At 40.7% G+C, this 19947-nt stretch carries 19 protein-coding genes and 4 pseudogenes; 17 read left to right on the top strand and 6 right to left on the bottom strand.

Annotation, left to right across the window (positions count from 1 at the left end; translation table 11 throughout):
- Positions 1–23 precede the first annotated feature (23 nt).
- Both WKK05_RS14135 and WKK05_RS14130 read left to right on the top strand, forming a co-directional pair.
- Entirely contained in the window at positions 24–350 is a 327-nt protein-coding gene (locus WKK05_RS14135) for a hypothetical protein (RefSeq protein ID WP_341530282.1), read from the top strand.
- 20 nt (positions 351–370) lie between these two features.
- Positions 371–697, top strand: coding sequence for a hypothetical protein (locus WKK05_RS14130; protein ID WP_341530281.1), 327 nt, complete (start codon positions 371–373; stop codon positions 695–697).
- Between the two features lie 212 nt (positions 698–909).
- Here the strand turns inward: WKK05_RS14130 and WKK05_RS14125 are convergent, their stop codons facing one another.
- On the bottom strand, positions 910–1803 hold the full coding sequence (locus WKK05_RS14125; RefSeq protein ID WP_341525207.1) for a transposase family protein: 894 nt from the start codon (positions 1801–1803) through the stop codon (positions 910–912).
- Positions 1804–2119: 316 nt separating this feature from the next.
- Between WKK05_RS14125 and WKK05_RS14120 the strand changes: the two genes are divergently transcribed.
- Positions 2120–2632, top strand: coding sequence for a hypothetical protein (locus WKK05_RS14120; protein WP_341530280.1), 513 nt, complete (start codon positions 2120–2122; stop codon positions 2630–2632).
- A gap of 222 nt (positions 2633–2854) precedes the next feature.
- Here the strand turns inward: WKK05_RS14120 and WKK05_RS14115 are convergent.
- Positions 2855–3638: pseudogene (locus tag WKK05_RS14115) on the bottom strand (ISKra4 family transposase); the annotation flags it as partial.
- A 73-nt stretch (positions 3639–3711) separates the two neighbouring features.
- Here WKK05_RS14115 and WKK05_RS14110 point away from each other — a divergent pair.
- The 6 genes and pseudogenes from WKK05_RS14110 to WKK05_RS14085 form a co-directional block, all read left to right on the top strand.
- Positions 3712–3978: pseudogene (locus WKK05_RS14110) on the top strand (transposase); the annotation flags it as partial.
- A gap of 577 nt (positions 3979–4555) precedes the next feature.
- A complete protein-coding gene (locus WKK05_RS14105; RefSeq protein WP_341530279.1) occupies positions 4556–4810 on the top strand; it encodes a hypothetical protein in 255 nt (84 codons plus the stop codon).
- Between the two features lie 348 nt (positions 4811–5158).
- Positions 5159–6052, top strand: a complete 894-nt coding sequence (locus WKK05_RS14100; RefSeq protein ID WP_341525207.1) for a transposase family protein — start codon at positions 5159–5161, stop codon at positions 6050–6052.
- Between the two features lie 500 nt (positions 6053–6552).
- A complete protein-coding gene (locus tag WKK05_RS14095) occupies positions 6553–7056 on the top strand; it encodes a GNAT family N-acetyltransferase (RefSeq protein ID WP_341530278.1) in 504 nt (167 codons plus the stop codon).
- Positions 7057–7264: 208 nt separating this feature from the next.
- Entirely contained in the window at positions 7265–7684 is a 420-nt protein-coding gene (locus WKK05_RS14090; RefSeq protein ID WP_341530277.1) for an HAD family phosphatase, read from the top strand.
- Positions 7678–7851: an HAD-IA family hydrolase gene (locus tag WKK05_RS14085; protein WP_341531088.1), complete on the top strand. Its 174-nt coding sequence runs from the start codon at positions 7678–7680 to the stop codon at positions 7849–7851. The genes WKK05_RS14090 and WKK05_RS14085 overlap by 7 nt, the downstream gene beginning before the upstream one ends.
- Positions 7852–8346: 495 nt before the next feature.
- On the opposite strand, the gene WKK05_RS14080 is transcribed toward WKK05_RS14085, so the two are convergent.
- On the bottom strand, positions 8347–9723 hold the full coding sequence (locus tag WKK05_RS14080; RefSeq protein ID WP_341530276.1) for a choice-of-anchor Q domain-containing protein: 1377 nt from the start codon (positions 9721–9723) through the stop codon (positions 8347–8349).
- An 814-nt stretch (positions 9724–10537) separates the two neighbouring features.
- Between WKK05_RS14080 and WKK05_RS14075 the strand changes: the two genes are divergently transcribed.
- From WKK05_RS14075 to WKK05_RS14050, 6 genes and pseudogenes are all read left to right on the top strand, one after another.
- Entirely contained in the window at positions 10538–10774 is a 237-nt protein-coding gene (locus WKK05_RS14075) for a hypothetical protein (RefSeq protein ID WP_341530275.1), read from the top strand.
- A gap of 415 nt (positions 10775–11189) precedes the next feature.
- Positions 11190–11501 carry a hypothetical protein gene (locus WKK05_RS14070; RefSeq protein WP_341530274.1) on the top strand — a complete coding sequence of 104 codons (312 nt, stop codon included), beginning with the start codon at positions 11190–11192 and terminating at the stop codon, positions 11499–11501.
- A 164-nt stretch (positions 11502–11665) separates the two neighbouring features.
- Positions 11666–11830, top strand: a pseudogene (locus tag WKK05_RS14065) (IS701 family transposase); the annotation flags it as partial.
- 43 nt (positions 11831–11873) lie between these two features.
- A pseudogene (locus tag WKK05_RS14060) lies at positions 11874–12573 on the top strand (ATP-binding protein); the annotation flags it as partial.
- A gap of 180 nt (positions 12574–12753) precedes the next feature.
- The gene (locus WKK05_RS14055) at positions 12754–13050 is read left to right on the top strand and encodes a hypothetical protein (RefSeq protein ID WP_341530273.1); all 297 of its coding nucleotides are present in this window, start codon (positions 12754–12756) and stop codon (positions 13048–13050) included.
- Positions 13051–13074: 24 nt separating this feature from the next.
- Positions 13075–13362, top strand: coding sequence for a transposase (locus tag WKK05_RS14050; RefSeq protein ID WP_341531087.1), 288 nt, complete (start codon positions 13075–13077; stop codon positions 13360–13362).
- A gap of 363 nt (positions 13363–13725) precedes the next feature.
- Here WKK05_RS14050 and WKK05_RS14045 read toward each other — a convergent pair whose 3' ends face one another.
- The 3 genes from WKK05_RS14045 to galK form a co-directional block, all read right to left on the bottom strand.
- The gene (locus WKK05_RS14045) at positions 13726–14535 is read right to left on the bottom strand and encodes a phytanoyl-CoA dioxygenase family protein (protein ID WP_341530272.1); all 810 of its coding nucleotides are present in this window, start codon (positions 14533–14535) and stop codon (positions 13726–13728) included.
- Between the two features lie 514 nt (positions 14536–15049).
- On the bottom strand, positions 15050–15427 hold the full coding sequence (locus WKK05_RS14040) for a signal peptidase I (RefSeq protein WP_341530271.1): 378 nt from the start codon (positions 15425–15427) through the stop codon (positions 15050–15052).
- A complete protein-coding gene (galK, locus tag WKK05_RS14035; RefSeq protein WP_341530270.1) occupies positions 15414–16499 on the bottom strand; it encodes a galactokinase in 1086 nt (361 codons plus the stop codon). The genes WKK05_RS14040 and galK overlap by 14 nt, the downstream gene beginning before the upstream one ends.
- A gap of 398 nt (positions 16500–16897) precedes the next feature.
- Here galK and WKK05_RS14030 point away from each other — a divergent pair, with 398 nt between their 5' ends.
- Positions 16898–17167: a hypothetical protein gene (locus WKK05_RS14030; protein WP_341530269.1), complete on the top strand. Its 270-nt coding sequence runs from the start codon at positions 16898–16900 to the stop codon at positions 17165–17167.
- Between the two features lie 475 nt (positions 17168–17642).
- The gene (gene psaB, locus WKK05_RS14025; RefSeq protein ID WP_341530268.1) at positions 17643–19871 is read left to right on the top strand and encodes a photosystem I core protein PsaB; all 2229 of its coding nucleotides are present in this window, start codon (positions 17643–17645) and stop codon (positions 19869–19871) included.
- Positions 19872–19947: the final 76 nt, after the last annotated feature.

The raw sequence follows: 19947 nt of genomic DNA, 5'->3' as shown, positions 1-19947 counted from the left end.
TCACAACGAGACTTGTTAATAAAATGATGGCAAAAATTACGCCTTCTCTTCAATTTGCCGAGCTGGATAATTCCCCAGAGAAAATTCTTCTACCTCCTACAGATCCGAATGCAGAGATCATCCAAATTCTTGGCTACAGACTCGTTTACGTGAATGGAGCTTGCCCCAGGAATTACCGCGTATACAAAGCTCACTCCATGCTGGGTGTAATCTTTCAACACATTAGCCACTGGTCAAATGCTGTAGATCAGATTCGGTACACCAACCCGGAAGATGCAGCTATCGGATTGGATGACTTTATGAAAGTAGCCGGGAAATCCAGAGCAGCAGATAAACCTCTAGCAGCATAGTCAACTTCATGATTACAGACATGGAACCAACAATATCAATACCAAAGGGCTGGAAATACCCACACTTTACCTTGGGACAGCGTACAGACGAAGGACTGATCATTGGTATCAAATATTATCCTCAAGGTAGTCTTTTAGCCCATCAATACGGTGACGATTGGCGTTATGTAGTTATGCCTGGTAACAATTCCAAAAACGAACAATCCCACACAGAGAACGAACTTCAACTACTAACCCCACAGGAATTAAAAACGCTTCTAGAAGCAGAGATTAAGAAACGATTGTATCAAATTGAACTGCTGACCTACGAGTTAAAAGCAATTTATCCAAATATCGTCAACAGCTAACTCTACAACACAAACCCAACAATTCACGCAATCATGGAAACCATCAAAATAGACTTGTCCGAAAATTCCAAAGCCAGACTGTTCAAAGCTTTGGGGCAAAACTTTGATATCTTCGTAAATACGTAATTATAAGGCTTTGAGATAGTTAGTGATAATTTAGAGGCATAAAAATTAACTCCTAATTTCTAAAAATTTATGATTTTTGCTACTAGCTAAGTTGGCAGAACTAAGCTACCAATTCTTAACCTAACTAATCCGCAAACTGTTAAAATAATCTGCTCATACGTCTCAAGCTTTAAGCGAAATCTTTGTGAGGCTATGCGGAATATTTTAAGTAATCGAATCAAATGTTCAATGAATATCCGATTACTAGATAAAGCCTTATTTTCATCTTTTTGCTGTTGAGTTAATTCTCGTTTTGGTTTCTTTTTATGAGGAGTAGTGATATTCTCACCTCCTTGAAAGCCTTTATCACCTGAAAAGGGTTGAGATTTATCAAATTTATTTTGAGATTGACGAAACAATTTTATATCTGCTGTTGGCCCAGGAACACCTACTTCTACCTCTACAATATCTTTGCCTTCTGGTATGCCAATTATCAGACTTTTTAATGTATGTTGTCTCTTCTTTCCAGAAAAATATTTCTGTTGCTCTTTTTGGTCAGAATCCCTATATATTGGCTGTTCTAAGCTATCGACTAATAGCCTAAAATTTGTTAATACTTCTTGAACAAATAGTAAATCACTTTCATTATTTGATACTTGTTCTAATAAACTAGCAGGTAATATATCACGAAGAATTGGTATCCAGTCGTGAAATGTATCATTAGCTTCGGTTTTGGAAACACCAAATAGCATTCCTAATACTTGGAATGTTGGCATCTGTCTTAGATAAAATAGACATAAACATACTTGTTCTTCGGTTGATAACTTTTCGGGACGACCACCACCAGCCGCATTAATTCTAATTTTATGACTCTCTTGTTTAGCTTTGATGTATCGATTTCGTTTTAAGGCGCAATTTAGCAGTGATTGCAATTGTTCGTAACTAATCCCTAAAATCTGTTTTGTTCGTAGTGGATACTTTTGTATATAATCTAAAATCATAACTAATTGTGGAAAATGGTAGACGCCCAATCTAACGTTTTACCATTTTTCTTTTCCTAAGTTAATATTTCGGACAAGTTTAATTAACAACAGCATCTTTCTCATCCCTCCCAGCCAGCCAAAACTGCAAGCTAATTGTGCTCAAGAATACGGGCAATTCTTACTCGATTGTTCCCCGAAACTCACAATTCTACAGGCACAAGCAGGCGGTTATCTCAAAGGCAATAAAGCAGACTTCGCTATTGCAATCTCTCGTCCAGACCGTTTATTCACAATCAACGAAAACTTTACCAACGAGCCGTTTACTGAACTGTGGGTGATTCCGGTAGCGGGTGAACTCAAAGACCAGTTTAAGGGGCCAGTCTCAATGCTGCTTTGTTTTTTAATGCACCGTCGCAGTAAAGACTCATTCGCCGCACTGTACAATCACTTCGCCCATCGTGCCTTCCAAAAGTGGTGTGAAGAAGGGATGCCAGGAGATCCGAAGGAGTTTTGCTATGCGGCGATCGCATCTGTCCTCAAAAACTACATCTTCTGTGCCGAGTTCCAGAAAGTGGAAGGAGCGCTTGGAACGTACTGGTTCATTCAGTGGAGTTACCGCAACCCGGAATCTGATTTTGAAAGGGATGCATTAGAAGCAGCAGAGATGATTCGCAGTGGCGCTGAAGATGGGACAACTCTGCATTGGGTGACCAACGAAACTTACGAACGCTGGGCAGATAACGCAAACAAGACTGTACCAGCATTACCCGCAGTTTCGAAAGCAGAAGCGAGGGCATCTCTGCAACCACAGAATCAACAGGTATTGCCACAGGGCAAGAAGCGTTAACACAAGGTTGTCCAGCTAATGGGGCGGGTGTTGGACTGCAAAAGTAAAACCCCGTCCCAAGTGCAGGCGAGGTTAGATAATATCTCATTAATGCGACTCTACAGCAAACAACAGCTTAAGCTATGTCTCGCTGAATACAATGAGCACTTATTTTTCAGGTGCTAAATAATACTCATCAGCAATTAATCCACAGCATACAAACAAAAAATAGATTTAATTGCAAAGTAAGCCTTGTGCCTGTTTCAAGCGTTTTTGTGAACCTCCAATTTTGTAAAGGTTTTCTATTAAATAAAACCAATTCAGTACTTCTCGAGGTTGTACATCACGTGCTAATTGGTCAATAATATTCCAAATGCCGTCATGTCCATCACCAATACAAGTGACTGTACTATCCAGTTGTTGGCGATTAACCCAATCAATTACAACCTGATTATTTTGAAAAGACGTTCCCACGGTTTCATGGTGATGTAAGCTAATCGCTTTATAGCCCAGCCATGCGCTTATTTCACCTGATTGAGTGCGGACACAAATATTTCCACCATCAACGCTTAATTCTTCAACTTTGTCTTCTTGCTTCGGTAAATCGAAGTTTTGGCGGTGTACCAATCGCTGTTGACTGCTGTGAGAAACTCGCACACCTGTGAAATATTCAATATCTGATGCTGCATCTTCATAGCTGACATTGGCACTCACGCGTAGACAACAAATTTGCAGATACCGGCTCAGTTGATTGCTAGAAGGGACTTCCAATTTCTGCGCTTTTACTTGTGATTGACAATTCTCCCAAAATACTTTTCATTCGTCGTCGATACCCTGCACTTGTGCCTGTAACCGTTTCGATAAAAAAACCCCTACTTCTGGCATTACGTGATCAAAGCATTTGACTCCGCACTGCTTGTTCTATTCCTGCAAGACTGGTTAGCCTTTCTGGTGACGTGTCTTCGTACAATATTTTAGCGATCGCTTGAATATGTTCTTGGAGGGCTTGCTTTTGTTCTGGGGTCATCGGTAGGTAAATACACTCATCTTAATTATCCTGACTGATTTTCGCCCTCTTTGCAAAAAACTGGGATGCTCCCCATCATTTTTTAACTGAATCCCCGTGGGAGATTAAAGCCTTGAGGGAGAGGAGATTGTCTATAACATTATCAATGTTGAAAGGAGAATCATTTATTTTAGTAATAGATGAAACCGGAGACAAGAAAAAAGGACACAGTACAGATTACGTATCGAGACAATACATAGGAAATTTGGGTAAAGTAGAAAATGGTCTAGTATCAGTTAATGCTTATGGAGTATTAGAAACAATAGTTTTCCCGTTAACTTTTAAAATATTCAAGCCAAAGAGTGGCGATGATGTGAGGTGATACTGCGAAGATTTTGAGCCGGGAAATAAATTTATAGCACCATCGCACCGTCAATAATTCAAGGTGCAATTTTGTCTTCTGGTGGCGGGATTAGTTCTATTTTCTTACGAACTGGTTTTTCAATTTTTTTGAGGTGTCGGCGCATTTCTAGAGTATTCATTCGGGTTACACAGGGTAGGATATCCCACAATACAGTAAATTAGAACCAAATCCTCGCACATCTTGCCGTTTGTTGTATGGGTGCAGACTGCTTGGAGGAGAACGTATAAGCGTAGCCTGTTGTAGATATAGCTTTAACTATAGGTATGAAGTTGTCTATTCTTAAAGACAAAAATTCCGGTATTATGTCTAAAAAGATAGATTTGAACATTAATTTTAATTAATTATTCTTGATCTAATTTTAAAAATATTTTTTAATCCAAAAGTAATATATTTAAATATATTATTTCTGACTCAAGAATCATTAAATTTCTGAAAAATATATCTATAAATAAAAGCGTAGGTCTTACGTATTTGTACATTTGTACAACACTTATGTACAAAATTGAGGTAAACAATGATATCAGTTAAAGTGATCCAATCCGAATTCCTTATAGATTTATCTACTGAAGAACAGAAGCTTCAAACTGGCGGCGAATTTTTTAGTAGCTATAGCTTTGACTCTGGTAGTCTTGGTTTTGGTGGTGGCTACGATGGTGGTTATGGTAGCTTTGACTTTGGTAGCCTCAATTTTGGTGGTGGCTACGGTCGTGGCTATGGTAGCTTTGACTTTAGTAGCCTTAATTTGAGTGGGGGCTACAGCGGCTACTAAGTTGAACAAGCCCAGAAGCTTGATTATTCTGTGATTCTAGTGATTGCTGCTCTCTTTGCACTACGAACAGAGCAATTGCTTTTCAAAATAAAGATTGATTGTACTTATCAGTTCAGAGACGCTTTGTGTGAGTTGCTGACTACTTGTGCGCTCCTTCAGGTATGGAGCAATCACCTATGGTGGGCGGGTACGCCATCGCACTCGTCCCTGTATGGAGTTATTCGGGGTGATGATCTTATGCCGCTTCAGTGGCGAATGTAAACCATTAAACTTGTCCGAAATATTAACTTAGGAAAAGAAAAATGGTAAAACGTTAGATTGGGCGTCTACCATTTTCCACAATTAGTTATGATTTTAGATTATATACAAAAGTATCCACTACGAACAAAACAGATTTTAGGGATTAGTTACGAACAATTGCAATCACTGCTAAATTGCGCCTTAAAACGAAATCGATACATCAAAGCTAAACAAGAGAGTCATAAAATTAGAATTAATGCGGCTGGTGGTGGTCGTCCCGAAAAGTTATCAACCGAAGAACAAGTATGTTTATGTCTATTTTATCTAAGACAGATGCCAACATTCCAAGTATTAGGAATGCTATTTGGTGTTTCCAAAACCGAAGCTAATGATACATTTCACGACTGGATACCAATTCTTCGTGATATATTACCTGCTAGTTTATTAGAACAAGTATCAAATAATGAAAGTGATTTACTATTTGTTCAAGAAGTATTAACAAATTTTAGGCTATTAGTCGATAGCTTAGAACAGCCAATATATAGGGATTCTGACCAAAAAGAGCAACAGAAATATTTTTCTGGAAAGAAGAGACAACATACATTAAAAAGTCTGATAATTGGCATACCAGAAGGCAAAGATATTGTAGAGGTAGAAGTAGGTGTTCCTGGGCCAACAGCAGATATAAAATTGTTTCGTCAATCTCAAAATAAATTTGATAAATCTCAACCCTTTTCAGGTGATAAAGGCTTTCAAGGAGGTGAGAATATCACTACTCCTCATAAAAAGAAACCAAAACGAGAATTAACTCAACAGCAAAAAGATGAAAATAAGGCTTTATCTAGTAATCGGATATTCATTGAACATTTGATTCGATTACTTAAAATATTCCGCATAGCCTCACAAAGATTTCGCTTAAAGCTTGAGACGTATGAGCAGATTATTTTAACAGTTTGCGGATTAGTTAGGTTAAGAATTGGTAGCTTAGTTCTGCCAACTTAGCTAGTAGCAAAAATCATAAATTTTTAGAAATTAGGAGTTAATTTTTATGCCTCTAAATTATCACTAACTATCTCAAAGCCTTATAATTACGTATTTACGAAGATATCAAAGTTTTGCCCCAAAGCTTTGAACAGTCTGGCTTTGGAATTTTCGGACAAGTCTTAAGAAAAGGTAAATGGTCGAGGTACTTAGGGAGCAGGGGGAGATTGTCCAATTGTGCTGTGTTTGACTTGGAAAGAAAGTTGTAATATTCTTTGCTTGGTGTTTTGTAAGGAACGTGGGTATCAGTTAAGCCGTTACCCTTATTTTGTCCACAAATTGTGGGCATTTGATTAGCTGTTGCAACTTCCCCACCCCATATTTGAGGGAGCGATCGCTCGGATGACGTGCTATGTAATGAGGATATGGAGTAGTACGTTGATAAAATTCATTAGCTCCTTAACAACTGTTGTGATATTTTCTCCAGAGAGAACCTATTTTACACGCACACGGAGTTTGCGATGATTCGACCGACCATGCCCAATGATACGACCGCGCTGATTGCCTTAGCCGATGCAACAGGACTGTTCCAACCGAACCAACTTGAGGAGCTTGGCGAAATGCTGTCCGAGTACTTCAGTTGTAGCAGCGACAGCGATTCTCTACCAGACGACAAAACCGAACGCTTTTGGATTACCGACGATGACAACGGGGTGGTGGGGATCGCTTACTGTGAGATGGAACGGATGACTGATCAAACGTGGAATCTACAGTTGATTGCTATCCGACCCGACCGCCAAGGACAAGGACGTGGTACGACCCTGCTACGCTACGTTGAGCAAACATTGATGGCACGCGGCGGGCGTGTACTGCTGATAGAAACGTCGGGGACCCAGGACTTTGAGCGCACGCGAGCTTTCTACCGCAATTGCGGTTATGAGGAGGAAGCACGGATACGCGACTTCTATCAAGCGGGCGCTGACAAAATCGTTTATCGCAAGGCGCTGTCTGCTCAAGAGCAGTAAGCGCCCGCTTGATGCGGCTCAGGCTTTTGGCTTAGAACTCATCCCTATTTCTAACGCTACCGAATGTATTTCTTAAGAGCCTCCACCTAGCAACTTTTTCGATGACATTGCTTTCAAAAGTTGTGTTTCACGCAACGATTGTATCTGTGTTTAATCTACAGTAATCAAAGTAGACGTTAGCATTTAGGTGTATCTAAAGCATTGAATTATGGCTCCACACTTAATTGCACCAATTCCACCTTATAAAGCATTGATTTTTGATTGTGATGGTACTCTAGCAGATACTTTACCTGTTCACTTTCAAACATGGTCTGCATCATTACAAGCGGTTGGAGCTGATATTTATCAGGATTGGTATTATAAGTACTGTGGTACATCTGCACAGGAGATGCTGGAAATACTCAAAGCCAGTTTTGGCTATGAGTTTAATTCCGAATTAGTAATAGCTTCAAGGCAAAGGTATTACCAATCCTTAATCAATACAGTTAAGGAAATTCAAGCTGTTGCAGAAATTGTTCGCGAGCATTACGGTTTAATTCCAATGGCGGTTGCTTCAGGTGGAGAGAGGGTTGTACTTGAAGCAACACTCAGTAATATTAAACTACACGAGTTTTTTAATATATTGTAAGTATTGATGATGTAGAAAAAGGGAAACCAGAACCAAACATTTTCTTATTTGCATCTGAAAGATTAGGTGTTGCTCCTGAAGATTGTATTGTTTACGAAGATAGCGATGGTGGTTTAGAAGCAGCTCGTCGTGCTGGTATGTGTTTTATAGATGTACGTGTTCTGTAGTCAACGCAAACTTAAGAAAGCACAGCCGAATGGCACGCTTGAAAAGCGTAAATCCCTGGTATTCTTGGATAAAAGGGTGTGGGGTTGCAGGTTCGGGTGTAGGGAATTAAGAAGATGTTGAACTCCTTGACGCACTCGCATTCAATTATCTAGAACACTACACCCAACACCCAATACCTCTACACCCCCAGGGCAAACGTATCATGTCAACAAGATTCTTAAATTGTCAACAAAGCTGAAAAATATTTGCATTAATCGTTGCTGATTGACAGGAATTTAGGCGTAGGCGTAGCCCGTTGCAGACTTTAAAAAAAAACTCTACTAGTTCACCAACCCAAAATTGCTGTGTAGGGGGAGCAGGGGGAGAAGAATTAATGAACGGTAACTCTTTTTCCTCCGTTGCCTCCCCTACTTCCCTTGTTGACCACAACGCAAAGTTGTCTTGGCAGACTACTACCCAATATAGGGTAGAGTATTCTGTGTTCTGACTCCTTCTCATACAGTTTCAAACGCACCAATGTCTACTGTTCCATTAGAAATGCGGTTAAAGCTGAACCCACGCTCGTCAAAGGGTATGGTCTCAGTAGTATTGCCGTCATTATCTAAGTCTGTAAAATCAGTAAGCACATCTGCATTTAACCCAGTGTTGATAGCTTTACTCCCAGTAACAAGGGCATGAGTTTTCACGCTACCACCGTTAATTTGTAAGCTGGGATCTAGCACCTGTTTGATGTCAACGTTGAGTTGTTCGGTGGCATCAAAACCTCTAGTGCCATTTAAGTTGCCTATGAGGTTATAGTTATTGCTGCTGAAGCTACCTACTACGTCAGGGTTAGTAGTATTAGTTGAATCGTTGTCTGGTGTGTCAAAGTTTCCGGCAATTATGCTGTTTTTGACTACCGCAGTGCCATTTTCCGAATTATCAATCCCACCAGCGCTGCCACTGTCATAGTAGTTGTAAGCAGTATTGAGCGTGATAGTGCTGTTATTCAGTGCTAGTTTCCCTTGATTGTAGATTCCACCACCAGCTTCTGCCAAGTTACTGCTGATAGTACTATTGCCAACTGTGAGAGTGCCAGAGTTATAGATTCCACCACCACCGTTATTAACTGTGATTTGGTTGTCACTAATGGTAGTGTCAAGAACGCTAAAAATTCCAGAGTTGTATACCCCAGCACCGGAGTAAGATGAATGATTACCACTAATAGTGCTGTTAATTACTATTGCAGTGCCACCAGAATTTTCGATGCCACCTGCTTCCCCATTAACTACTACGTTGTCGCTGATAGTACTACCCTTGACTGTGAGAGTGCCGGAGTTATAGATGCCGCCAGCACTACCGTCAGATTGAGTGTAATTCTTGCTGACAGTACTGTCTTGGACTGTGAGAGTGCCGGAATTATAGACACCACTCCCTTTGTATCCCAAGTTCTCGTTGATACTACTATCCAATAGCGTCAGAGAACCAGAGTTATAAATCCCACTACCGAAATAACCAAAATTATTATTGATGGCACTATTTAATAACGTTAAAGTGCCATTATTAACGATGCCACCGCTGAGATTAGAACTATAGCCATTGGTAACAGTCAGCCCGGCAATTTCAACACTCAAGCCGTTACTGACTTCAAAAACACTACTTGTATGATCTCCGTTAATAGTTAGTAAGTCTGCGCCTGTGCCTTGAATACTCAGATCATCTGTGATTTGCAAACTACTACCAGAAAGGGTTATAGTATCAGCTATCTTGTCTGCGAACACTCCATCAAAGTTGATGATGTCAAGTCCAGTCGATGCATTAGCATCTGAGATTGCTTGCCGTAGAGAACCTGTACCACTATCTTTGGTATTAGTGACGCTAAATGCCAACATTGATGTGAGCCTCCTATTTCTTCAATAAGGATAAACATGACTGCTTAAAGCAGTGCAAACATATCGGGCCTAGTATTTCACCGCCTTTTCTAGTTAAGGTTGTATTTATTTTTAGATACAAACCAATTAAAGAGCGCTTTCGGCTCTTTACAGTACAAGTTAACAAGGTAAGATATTAGGTATACTAAACTACTCAACCCAAAGTAGTAAAAGCTCGTCTTCTTTTCCTATCTATAGGAGTAGATCGAACAATTTCCTGTCTTCAAAAAATAGCAATATTAGCGTTAAACGCCAGAATTCTCTTGCTTATATTGTCTGTGACTCATAGCAATGCGATTGACTCGGTTGTAGTAGAGGTGTAATATTTAACCAGTTGTATCAATATAGTTTAGGGTATCGGTTAATCCGTTACCCTTATTTATTTAGGCAATAATTAAGGGCTAAAACACATACTATGTGTGGGTTTGGGAAATGGCTACATCTTCAAATGTTATTCTTTTCCTTACACCCTAGAGAACAATCATACCAAGGTTTTGTAGTTCTCAAGCGTGCCATTGAGCTAGCCCCTTACTTGGCTAAAATGAAAAAGTTTAGTTATCCCAGAAATTTAAAATCATATTTAATTATTTCTTAATATTTTCCTGGGTTGATATTCTTAAACCTTTACAGTCCTCTTGCTGCTCTAACACAGATTAGATATTTACAGGCAACTATCTCCAGAGAGAAGTTATAAATTTATAAAAATCGTAGGATTTGAAACGGAAATTTATTTTCATTGATGTAGTTTCAAAATAAGTCTTACATACTTTGAGCAATGTCAAGTAATTACTCTACATCGATAGAAGAAAGAGAAAAAATATTTTGCACAGAACTGGTTAAGTACGGTGTTGAGTATCATAAAGCAGTTATAGCAGCCAAGATTATAGCGTCTGGACAAGGGGATGAGCTTTTAACTTCAGAAGAGATAAAAATCGTTCAAGATGCTTGCCAAAAGTGGTCACAAGAGAATCAGCGTTATAAACGATTAAAAGCTCTTATAAATGAGGTTTAGTTTAAAAAAGCATCTATTCAGCATTTGATAATTATTTATTGCTGTTAACTGATGGTTTTTAGATAGCAAAATGGTACTGTTCCTAATGCTAGTGCTTTCTCCTTCTTTATCTACCTTTTTACACTCGCAATTTCATTACCATGTTAATTGACAGTCATAGATACTAGTAATCTTAATTACGCTTGGTTTCTCTGTTTTCAAGCCATGTCTGAAATTGTTTAATAGGCTAGCCTTTTGCTTGTTCTTTAAGGGCTATATAACTACTTAAAATACTCCTCTAGATAGAAGACAGTATACTTTTGAGAGAGTGCTTGTCTTTAATGTTTCTCTCTTAAGAGATAATTATGGAATTTGTCTAAGTAAGATATTTTAATAAAAATTGATTTGGTCTATAGTTATTCATGTGTTTCCAAAAGTGACTCGGCTTACAGAATACATTTGTCAGAATGGCTGTAAGTGGGGGATAAGTGCGAAAAGTCGGGCCAGTCGCCTGGGCGGGTTTCCTGGCTTGGGCTTGACTGGTGTCGGTGCGCTGGGTAAAGGCGTTCTGAACTTTTCAAGACTTATACTACAACCTCTTCTGGTAAAGGTAGCAGTAGTGGTCTGGGCAAGGCGTTCGCCTGACATAGAAAAGAAGATTGCTTTCCTTTGTCGCTCACAAGGTACAAATACGGTGGTTTATAGCATGGCGCTTGCTCTGACCACTCGGCAGGATAATTTTCGTTAATTTATGAGTTTATTTATACTACTTTAGGCTACGTGCTGCTGTCTTAAGTTGAACTGACGCCAAACAACCGGATTTTGGAGCAGGCGATAAGCTCTCGCTTAAGCCTTCTCCTTCTCCCACTCGTGAGAGGCTACGTCAATGGAGACGAAGACAGCGAACGGCTATGGAAGAATACTTTAAATAATCTGCGTCTCATTATCCAACCACTTTTACTATTTTGGTTAATTTATCCCTGGTTAAGTATTTTCCCTAATTCACATTTGTTACTGGGATTCAATCATTTAATTGCCACAATGAATCAATTGAAACTCTGTTATGCTTCTAGATAATTTAGCTTCTTTACTACTTGCTTATTACGGAGAGTGACAGAAGAGGGGTATTATTGGCAAGCTGAAGTAGAAAATTACATTTTTCAAGGCGAACGAACCGACCTGCACCCTGTTTACTGGTCATATCGGGTGCGGGAAATCGACAGAATTGGTAAGGCTAGAGGTAGAACTCGAAGCGCTGGAATTCCATGTAGTGTATTTTGAATCCAGCGAAGACTTGGAAATGACTGATGTGGACATTGCAGATGTGCTACTCGCGATCGCCGAAGGCTTAAGCTTCGCTTATCGCCCATCGTGTAAGCCAAAGCTTGGAGAAAATCACGCTCTCTGAACCGAACAAATTCCATGAACTGCTGCAAGGGGCATTGAGGGTGCTCGACTCCGAGGTGACGGGGTTTAAAGTAAAAACACCAGTTGGTGATGTTGGTTTCTCTGGGGGGAAAGAAAAATTCTCCCTCGCTCTAGGTAACGGAGAAATCACGGCGAAGACGAAAAGCAACCCGATGCTGCGGGAGAAACTCAACCAGTACCTGGGGTCACAAAAAACCAGACTACTGGAAGCGATTAATCGAGAATTACTAGAACCAGCGATCGCCAAACTAAAGCAGCAAGGGAAAAAAGGACTGGTGGTGATAGTCGATAACCTCGACCGGATAGATAACCGAATTAAGCCTTGGGGTCGTCCACAACAGGAATATATGTTTGTGGATCAGGGGGAGTTTTTGACAAAGCTGAATTGCCACGGGAGCAACGCGATTTTCTAAAGTCGAACTAGTAATTCAATTACAAGCCGCTTTGTTACCCGTGGCATTAATTAATCCACGCCTTGGCAGAGATTTTGCTAAAGCGACAGGGAAGCTTGCCAAAACGGATGCTATTGATCACAAATTTTGGCACACTTTGGGGAAGCAATGAAACCCTAAGTGTTAGCAATTGAATCAGAAACAGCACGTCAACTGAGTGAATTAATTAGTCGTAGAAGACAATTAGTTGAAATGCAGACAGCAGAAAAAAATCGCCGCTCACGTTCTTGTGGTAAAGCATTGGCAGATATTGAGGCTGATATTGAATATCTTGAAGGTAGTCTCAAACAACTCAATCAAGAAATTCAGGAATTGACTCAAAACAATACTCAATGGATTGATCAAGTTAATTTACTCAAAACTACTCCTGGTATTGGTCAAGTTATTTCTACAACCCTAGTTTCTGACTTACCATAACTAGGGAAGCTAACCGCCAAACAAATCTCTCGTTTAGTTGGTGTCGCACCAATTAATCATGATAGCGGGCAACACAAAGGTAAGCGGATGATTAATGGTGTTCGCGCCACTCTTTATATGGGTGCTGTTGTTGCTATGCGTCATAATCCGGTTATCAAAGCTTTTTATGAGCGCCTTGTTGAGCGTGGTAAATCAAAAAAATTGGCTCTGACTGCTTACGTTCATAAAATGTTAATCATTTTAAATGCAATGGTTAGAGATAATCTACTTTGGTGCATTTCTAACTATAAACAACCAATTGTTAACGCTTAGTGACCTCATCATTTTTATACTTTTAATTAGTCTCACTCGTGAACGATCGCATTCCTTGGGTCAATTTATTCTGCTGTTTTACCTACACCAGAGATCCAGCAATTAAGGAAGATTCGGCGGCGCAGCGGATTGTCTGGTGCGGGCTTTGACTATTTAGACTACAAGCCACAAGTCTTATAGACCGTACCAAACACCGTCGAATCTAGCGCTGCGTTCCTCAGTTGCGTCAATCCTCCTACCCTCGCTTTTTTGTTAATGAGCGCTTGACAATCAAGACAGTCGCTACTGGCTACTGGCGTGACCGGATTAAAATAGTGGATTAATAAACCGCAGCGTTTTACTTTTTTTAAGTAATAACAAGTCCTAGTATTTGAAATTTACGTAAGTTTCAACTTTTTCTTTAGGCAAGCGCTCCACCACCTGACATCGGAGCATCTGCCTTAACTTCTCTGGCAGGCTCTCATAATAGTCTTGTTGGAGAGTCAAATCTACTTTTGGCGTGTGTAACCAATGCATAGCGTAGCCCATGACTACCATTGGCCTTGGCTGGTTTGTCCGATTTGGCGAACCCCGATGCAGTGCTAAAGGTGAGCGAATAATCGCATCACCTGGCTGCATATAGAAAGATTCTATGGGAATTTCACCAGTAGCAATCTTCCTTAGTCCCTCTTCACGCGGTAAAAGATGTGTACCACGCGCCATTTGAAACGGCCCGTTCTCTGAAGTTACTTCCACAAGGGGGAAGTTGACTGCTAGAGCGTAAAGTGGCGTTACAATCTGGTCGCTGAACAGTGGGCGAAAGTCCCGATGAGTTTCTTGATAATCGGAACCCTGTACCGGGAGATCAACTCCCAACTGCACCATCACGTATTCTTGGAAAAACACGCGCTCTATAACTGCCATAATCACTGGGTTAGCAAAAACCAACTCATTCGCAAACGGGGTAACCCAAGGTAACGTCAGATAATAGCGGGCAACTTCACGGGGAGCCAGTCCGCCGGGTTGATTTTGACGCTCTCGAAATAACTTTTCAAAAGCTTGCGCCCACTCGTCAATTAATTTTTGCTCAAAAAGTCCGCGAATTATACAAATTCCATCTCGCTTGAGTTCTTCTGCAAATCGATCTAGGTCGGTAGCTGAGTAGCTAGCTATACCGCCTATACTTTGAACCATTGTTGTTATCCTCTCCAATTTATGATTTCAGAGTCGAATTTCAATCAGACTCTAACAGCAAATTTTTGCGATCGCTTGTCGATAATAGCGCAGCATATTCAAAATTGGCTTGTCAATTTTTATAGCAAAATTGTTTGAGGAATCTAGTAAATACAGCAATGTCAAATAATTTTGTCAGATATGAATATTCATAATTATTAACCGGGCTATAACTAATAGAGCGGAAAACCACGGTAAGCGATCGCAAAACTTAAAACTTAAATTGGCTGACTTTTTATACTGAGTAAATCTAACATTTACTCGTACCCATAACTATAACTAGAAGCAACTATCAGTTTTATTTTTCAGTTAGGAAAAGATAAAAAGATAAAATCAGCGACATTTGCAGTTAGATGCCGTTAAAGCCCTAAAAGAAGAGAAATATAATAATCTACTAACTATTTGCGATGCCCGTACTCTGAAAATACAAAGTACAAACTATAAGTTTGTCAGAGTACAGATTTTGCTTACTATCTTACAATGGCAAAGCTACGCTATCGCTTGGCTTTGAGGGCCATCTAACAGTAAGAATAGTACAGTCGGACTCAGCCACCCAACAGTGTGGCTCACCTGGACACCAAAGAACGTAGTCACCCTCACGAGATAAAATAATCTCCCTATCCTCAAATTTAAGGCAAAATTTTCCACTGATCAGGATGGAAATGGTAGTAGCTTCGTTATTTACTGCCCATTCAGTTCTTTGATCTCCTGCTTTGTGGACACCCCATTTTACTTCTAGGACTGCCGTTGACCGCGGGTCGTCATCTGGACTGATAAAATGACCCATAAACCAACCCCAGCGATTGGCCCCTTCAACTGCGGCATTACCATAAATAACTTTAGGCTGCATCATTCAATCCCAAAGAAGGAACTAAAACGCGTCCGGTGTAACCTGATTGGCTGTATTGCTCAAGAACATGAGCTGCAAACCTCGCATCCACCTTACCTGATGCCACTAAAGCAACACAAGCCCCGCCAAAACCTGCACCTGTTAGCCTTGCGCCAAACACACCTGCTGTGTTCTGCAAAATTTCTACTAATGTATCTAGTGCTGGCACCGAAACTTCATAATCGTCTCGCAAACTTGCATGGGATGCATTCATTAACTGACCAAAACGCTCAGGTGTTACTCCCTGCAAAACTTCCAAGACGCGGTTATTTTCTGTAACCACATGGCGAGCGCGACGGTTTAGTGGTTCGGGTAATGTTTCTGTTAGCTTGACATCAGTTACATCTCGCAGTGCCTTGACTCCCAATAATCGTGCAGCCTCTTCACACTCAGCACGACGCTGGTTATAACCGCTACTTGCAAGGGTACGTGGCACACCGCTATCCATGACTATAATTTCTGCTCCAGTTGGTAAAGGCATTACACGCCGTTCTAGAGTACGGGTATCTAAAAATAGGATATGTTCGGTGTCAGCAAGGCTAGAAGCCATTTGATCCATGATGCCGCATTGTACGCCAGCATAGTGAATTTCTGCTTGCTGCGAAAGTTGGGCAATTTCAACATCATCAATAGGGAGATTGAGGAGTTGGCGAATTGCTCTAAGGCTTGCTACTTCTAAAGCTGCACTGCTAGATAAACCCGAACCCATAGGAACGGAAGAATTGACATATAAAGCAAGCGGTGGAATTGTGTATCCTGCTTTTTTCAAAACTTCAATACAGCCAAAAATATAACTTGCAAATCCAGAGGGTGGATGCTCAACGTCTAAAATGCTAATTTGCTCTTGGAGATTTTCCGAATAAATGTGATGCTTGTCATCACTGCTAAAACCTAGCTGTACTGTAGTGTTTTGAGGAATCGCTGTTGGGAGAACAAAGCCATCGTTGTAGTCGGTATGTTCACCAAGTAAATTTACTCTTCCTGGCGCACTAGCTTGAGTTTCAGGTGGTTTACCGAATATTTGTTGAAAAGTCATATATGCAGAACTTCTATTTAATTAAAAGGTTAAGCTGACTGAAAGCTTGCTGAATAAGATTTTGCCTCTCAATATTCCTAGCAAGATTAAGGCGGATTCCTAAACAATTCTATCTAAGTTGTGAAAATTATTCTTGGTTAATGGAGACGCGACGTCATCTTTCATCTGGGTTTCCAAATTTCCATTTGTAGGTTTATTTTAAGTAAGGAGTTTAAGCATAAAGTATAACTCTGTTAACTTTATATTAAAACTTAAAAATCAAAGTTGATGCCTTTGTCTAAAAAAAAGTATTTATCATTACAAATAAAATTCACATCAAATAAACCTTATAACAGGACTACTCGTACACTCAAGGTAATTCTCAAGAACGATGTAGTTATTTGCCAATATCTGGAAATATGACAGCATATGAGCCACAAAAACATATGCAATCACAAGAAAGTCAAACAAGGAACCCAGAAAATAATGTTCCATTGGGAAAAAACACACCTGAATATATGAATCCAAAAAAACCAAGTAAATCTGAGTCTAAGACTCAAGTACAAAAGGATAGTGTAATCACTAGTCAAGATTTACCTGACCCCCGTTTACGTTATGGCTTTACGCTGGTTATATTGACGATTTTCTTATTTATTATCGCTATCTACTACGGAATTATCAATCCTTAAGTCATTAGCCACAGCCAGTCCCATAAAAAATTTAAATTGTAGGCATCAGAACTTACCAACTTCTCTATAAAAAGCAGCTTAATCTTTGGTAAACATTTTTCAAAATATTTAAAATTGATATAGTCTTTGCTAAATATGAAGCTGTCTTGATCGCTAATTAGTTGACATAATCTGCGCCATTTAAAATGTGTTGAAGGCTACAAGCTCGTTTTATAGTTAAATCCGCCCTAAGTTAGATGGAAGTAATAGTAAGAAACTTGTTTATTACTTCAATAGGAATGAATTGCATCATACTGCCTAACCAAGGATGTAAGTCCAAGAATTAAGCGTGTTTTATCGTAATACTCGCCAGTTTTTGTTATTAGATTAACCTCCAATTTAAGGCTAAAAGGCAGTTGATTTAATTGCAAGAAATTGCTGGCTCAGTATGAGTAGCAATTTGCATAAGCGTTTAAGGAGGATGTGACTAAAATACATGGCCACAAAATATCCTAAATTTAACCAGGATCTTGCACAAGATCCGACTACACGTCGAATCTGGTACGCGATCGCTACGGGAAATGATTTTGAAAGCCATGATGGTATGACCGAAGAAAATCTTTACCAAAAGATTTTCGCTACCCACTTCGGTCACGTGGCAATTATTTTCCTGTGGGCATCTAGCCTATTGTTCCACGTAGCCTGGCAAGGTAACTTTGAACAGTGGATTAAAGATCCGCTGCATATTCGCCCAATTGCTCATGCAATTTGGGATCCTCACTTTGGTAAACCAGCAATAGAAGCGTTTACTCAAGGTGGTGCTAACAACCCGGTCAACATTGCTTACTCTGGTGTTTACCATTGGTGGTACACCATTGGGATGCGGACAAACACTGACCTCTATCAGGGTTCAGTATTCTTGTTGTTATTAGCTGCATTGTTTCTATTCGCTGGTTGGCTGCATTTGCAACCTAAGTACCGTCCTAGCTTGGCTTGGTTTAAGAGTGCTGAACCCCGTCTGAATCACCATTTGGCAGGTTTGTTTGGTGTCAGCGCATTGGCTTGGACTGGTCACTTGATTCATGTTGCTATCCCTGAATCTCGTGGAATTCATGTTCGTTGGAATAATTTCCTCACCACCTTACCTCACCCAGAAGGGTTGACACCCTTCTTTACAGGGAACTGGGGTGTCTATGCCCAAGATCCAGATACGGCTGGTCATGTGTTTGGAACATCCCAAGGTGCAGGGACGGCAATTCTGACTTTTCTGGGTGGCTTCCATCCGCAAACAGAATCGCTGTGGCTGACGGATATGGCGCATCACCATTTGGCGATCGCAGTCATCTTCATCATCGCCGGTCATATGTACCGCACTAACTTCGGTATTGGTCATAGCATCAAAGAGATGCTCAACGCCAGGAATTTCTTTGGTATCCAAACCGAAGGTCAGTTCAACCTACCGCACCAAGGACTGTACGACACCTATAACAACTCGCTGCATTTCCAGTTGTCCATACACTTGGCAGCACTGGGTACTGCACTGTCGTTGGTGGCGCAGCATATGTATTCGCTGCCTCCTTACGCTTTCATAGCTAAGGACTACACAACCCAAGCGGCGTTGTACACCCATCACCAGTATATTGCTGGTTTCTTGATGATTGGTGCATTCGCCCATGCTGGCATTTTTTGGGTACGAGACTATGACCCAGAGCAAAACAAAGGTAACGTCCTCGAACGCGTACTCAAGCACAAAGAAGCGATTATTTCCCACCTGAGCTGGGTGTCGCTATTCTTGGGCTTCCATACCCTTGGGCTATACGTCCATAACGATGTTGTAGTTGCCTTTGGTACTCCTGAGAAGCAAATTTTGATTGAGCCAGTGTTTGCTCAATTTATCCAATCTGCTCATGGGAAATTGCTGTATGGCATGGATACCTTACTATCTAATCCAGATAGTATTGCCTACACAGCTTGGCCAAACTACGGCAACGTCTGGTTACCAAACTGGGTGGATGCGATTAACTCTGGGACTAACTCCCTATTCTTAACGATTGGGCCAGGCGATTTCTTGGTTCATCATGCGATCGCTCTGGGTTTGCACACAACTACCCTGATTTGCGTCAAAGGTGCGTTGGATGCCCGTGGTACTAAACTGATGCCCGATAAGAAGGACTTCGGCTACACCTTCCCCTGCGATGGGCCTGGTCGTGGTGGTACTTGCCAAACTTCCTCTTGGGAACAGTCTTTCTTCCTCGCTATGTTCTGGATGCTGAATCTCCTTGGTTGGGTAACCTTTTATTGGCATTGGAAGCATCTAGGTATTTGGCAAGGTAACGTAGCTCAGTTCAACGAAAACTCTACATACCTCATGGGTTGGTTCCGTGACTACCTCTGGGCTAATTCCGCTCAGTTAATTAACGGTTACAACCCCTACGGCACAAGTAATCTATCTGTCTGGGCTTGGATGTTCCTCTTTGGACACCTAGTTTGGGCAACTGGTTTCATGTTCTTAATTAGCTGGCGTGGCTATTGGCAAGAGTTAATTGAAACTCTTGTCTGGGCGCACGAACGCACTCCGTTAGCTAACTTAGTTCGTTGGAAAGATAAGCCTGTTGCTCTGTCTATTGTCCAAGGTTGGTTAGTTGGTGTTGCTCATTTCACCGTTGGCTACATCCTTACGTATGCAGCATTCCTCATAGCTTCAACCGCTGGTAAATTTGGTTGAAATCTATAAAAATCCTCTGGCCTTAGCCATCATTCCTCCCTATCCCATGAGGTTAGAGGGGAATTTCTCTATGTTC

Origin of the sequence: Nostoc sp. UHCC 0302 (assembly GCF_038096175.1) — a bacterium.
GTDB lineage: Bacteria > Cyanobacteriota > Cyanobacteriia > Cyanobacteriales > Nostocaceae > UHCC-0302.
The sequence above is the reverse complement of the archived record's forward strand: the minus strand, read 5'-3'. Positions and strand labels throughout refer to the sequence as shown.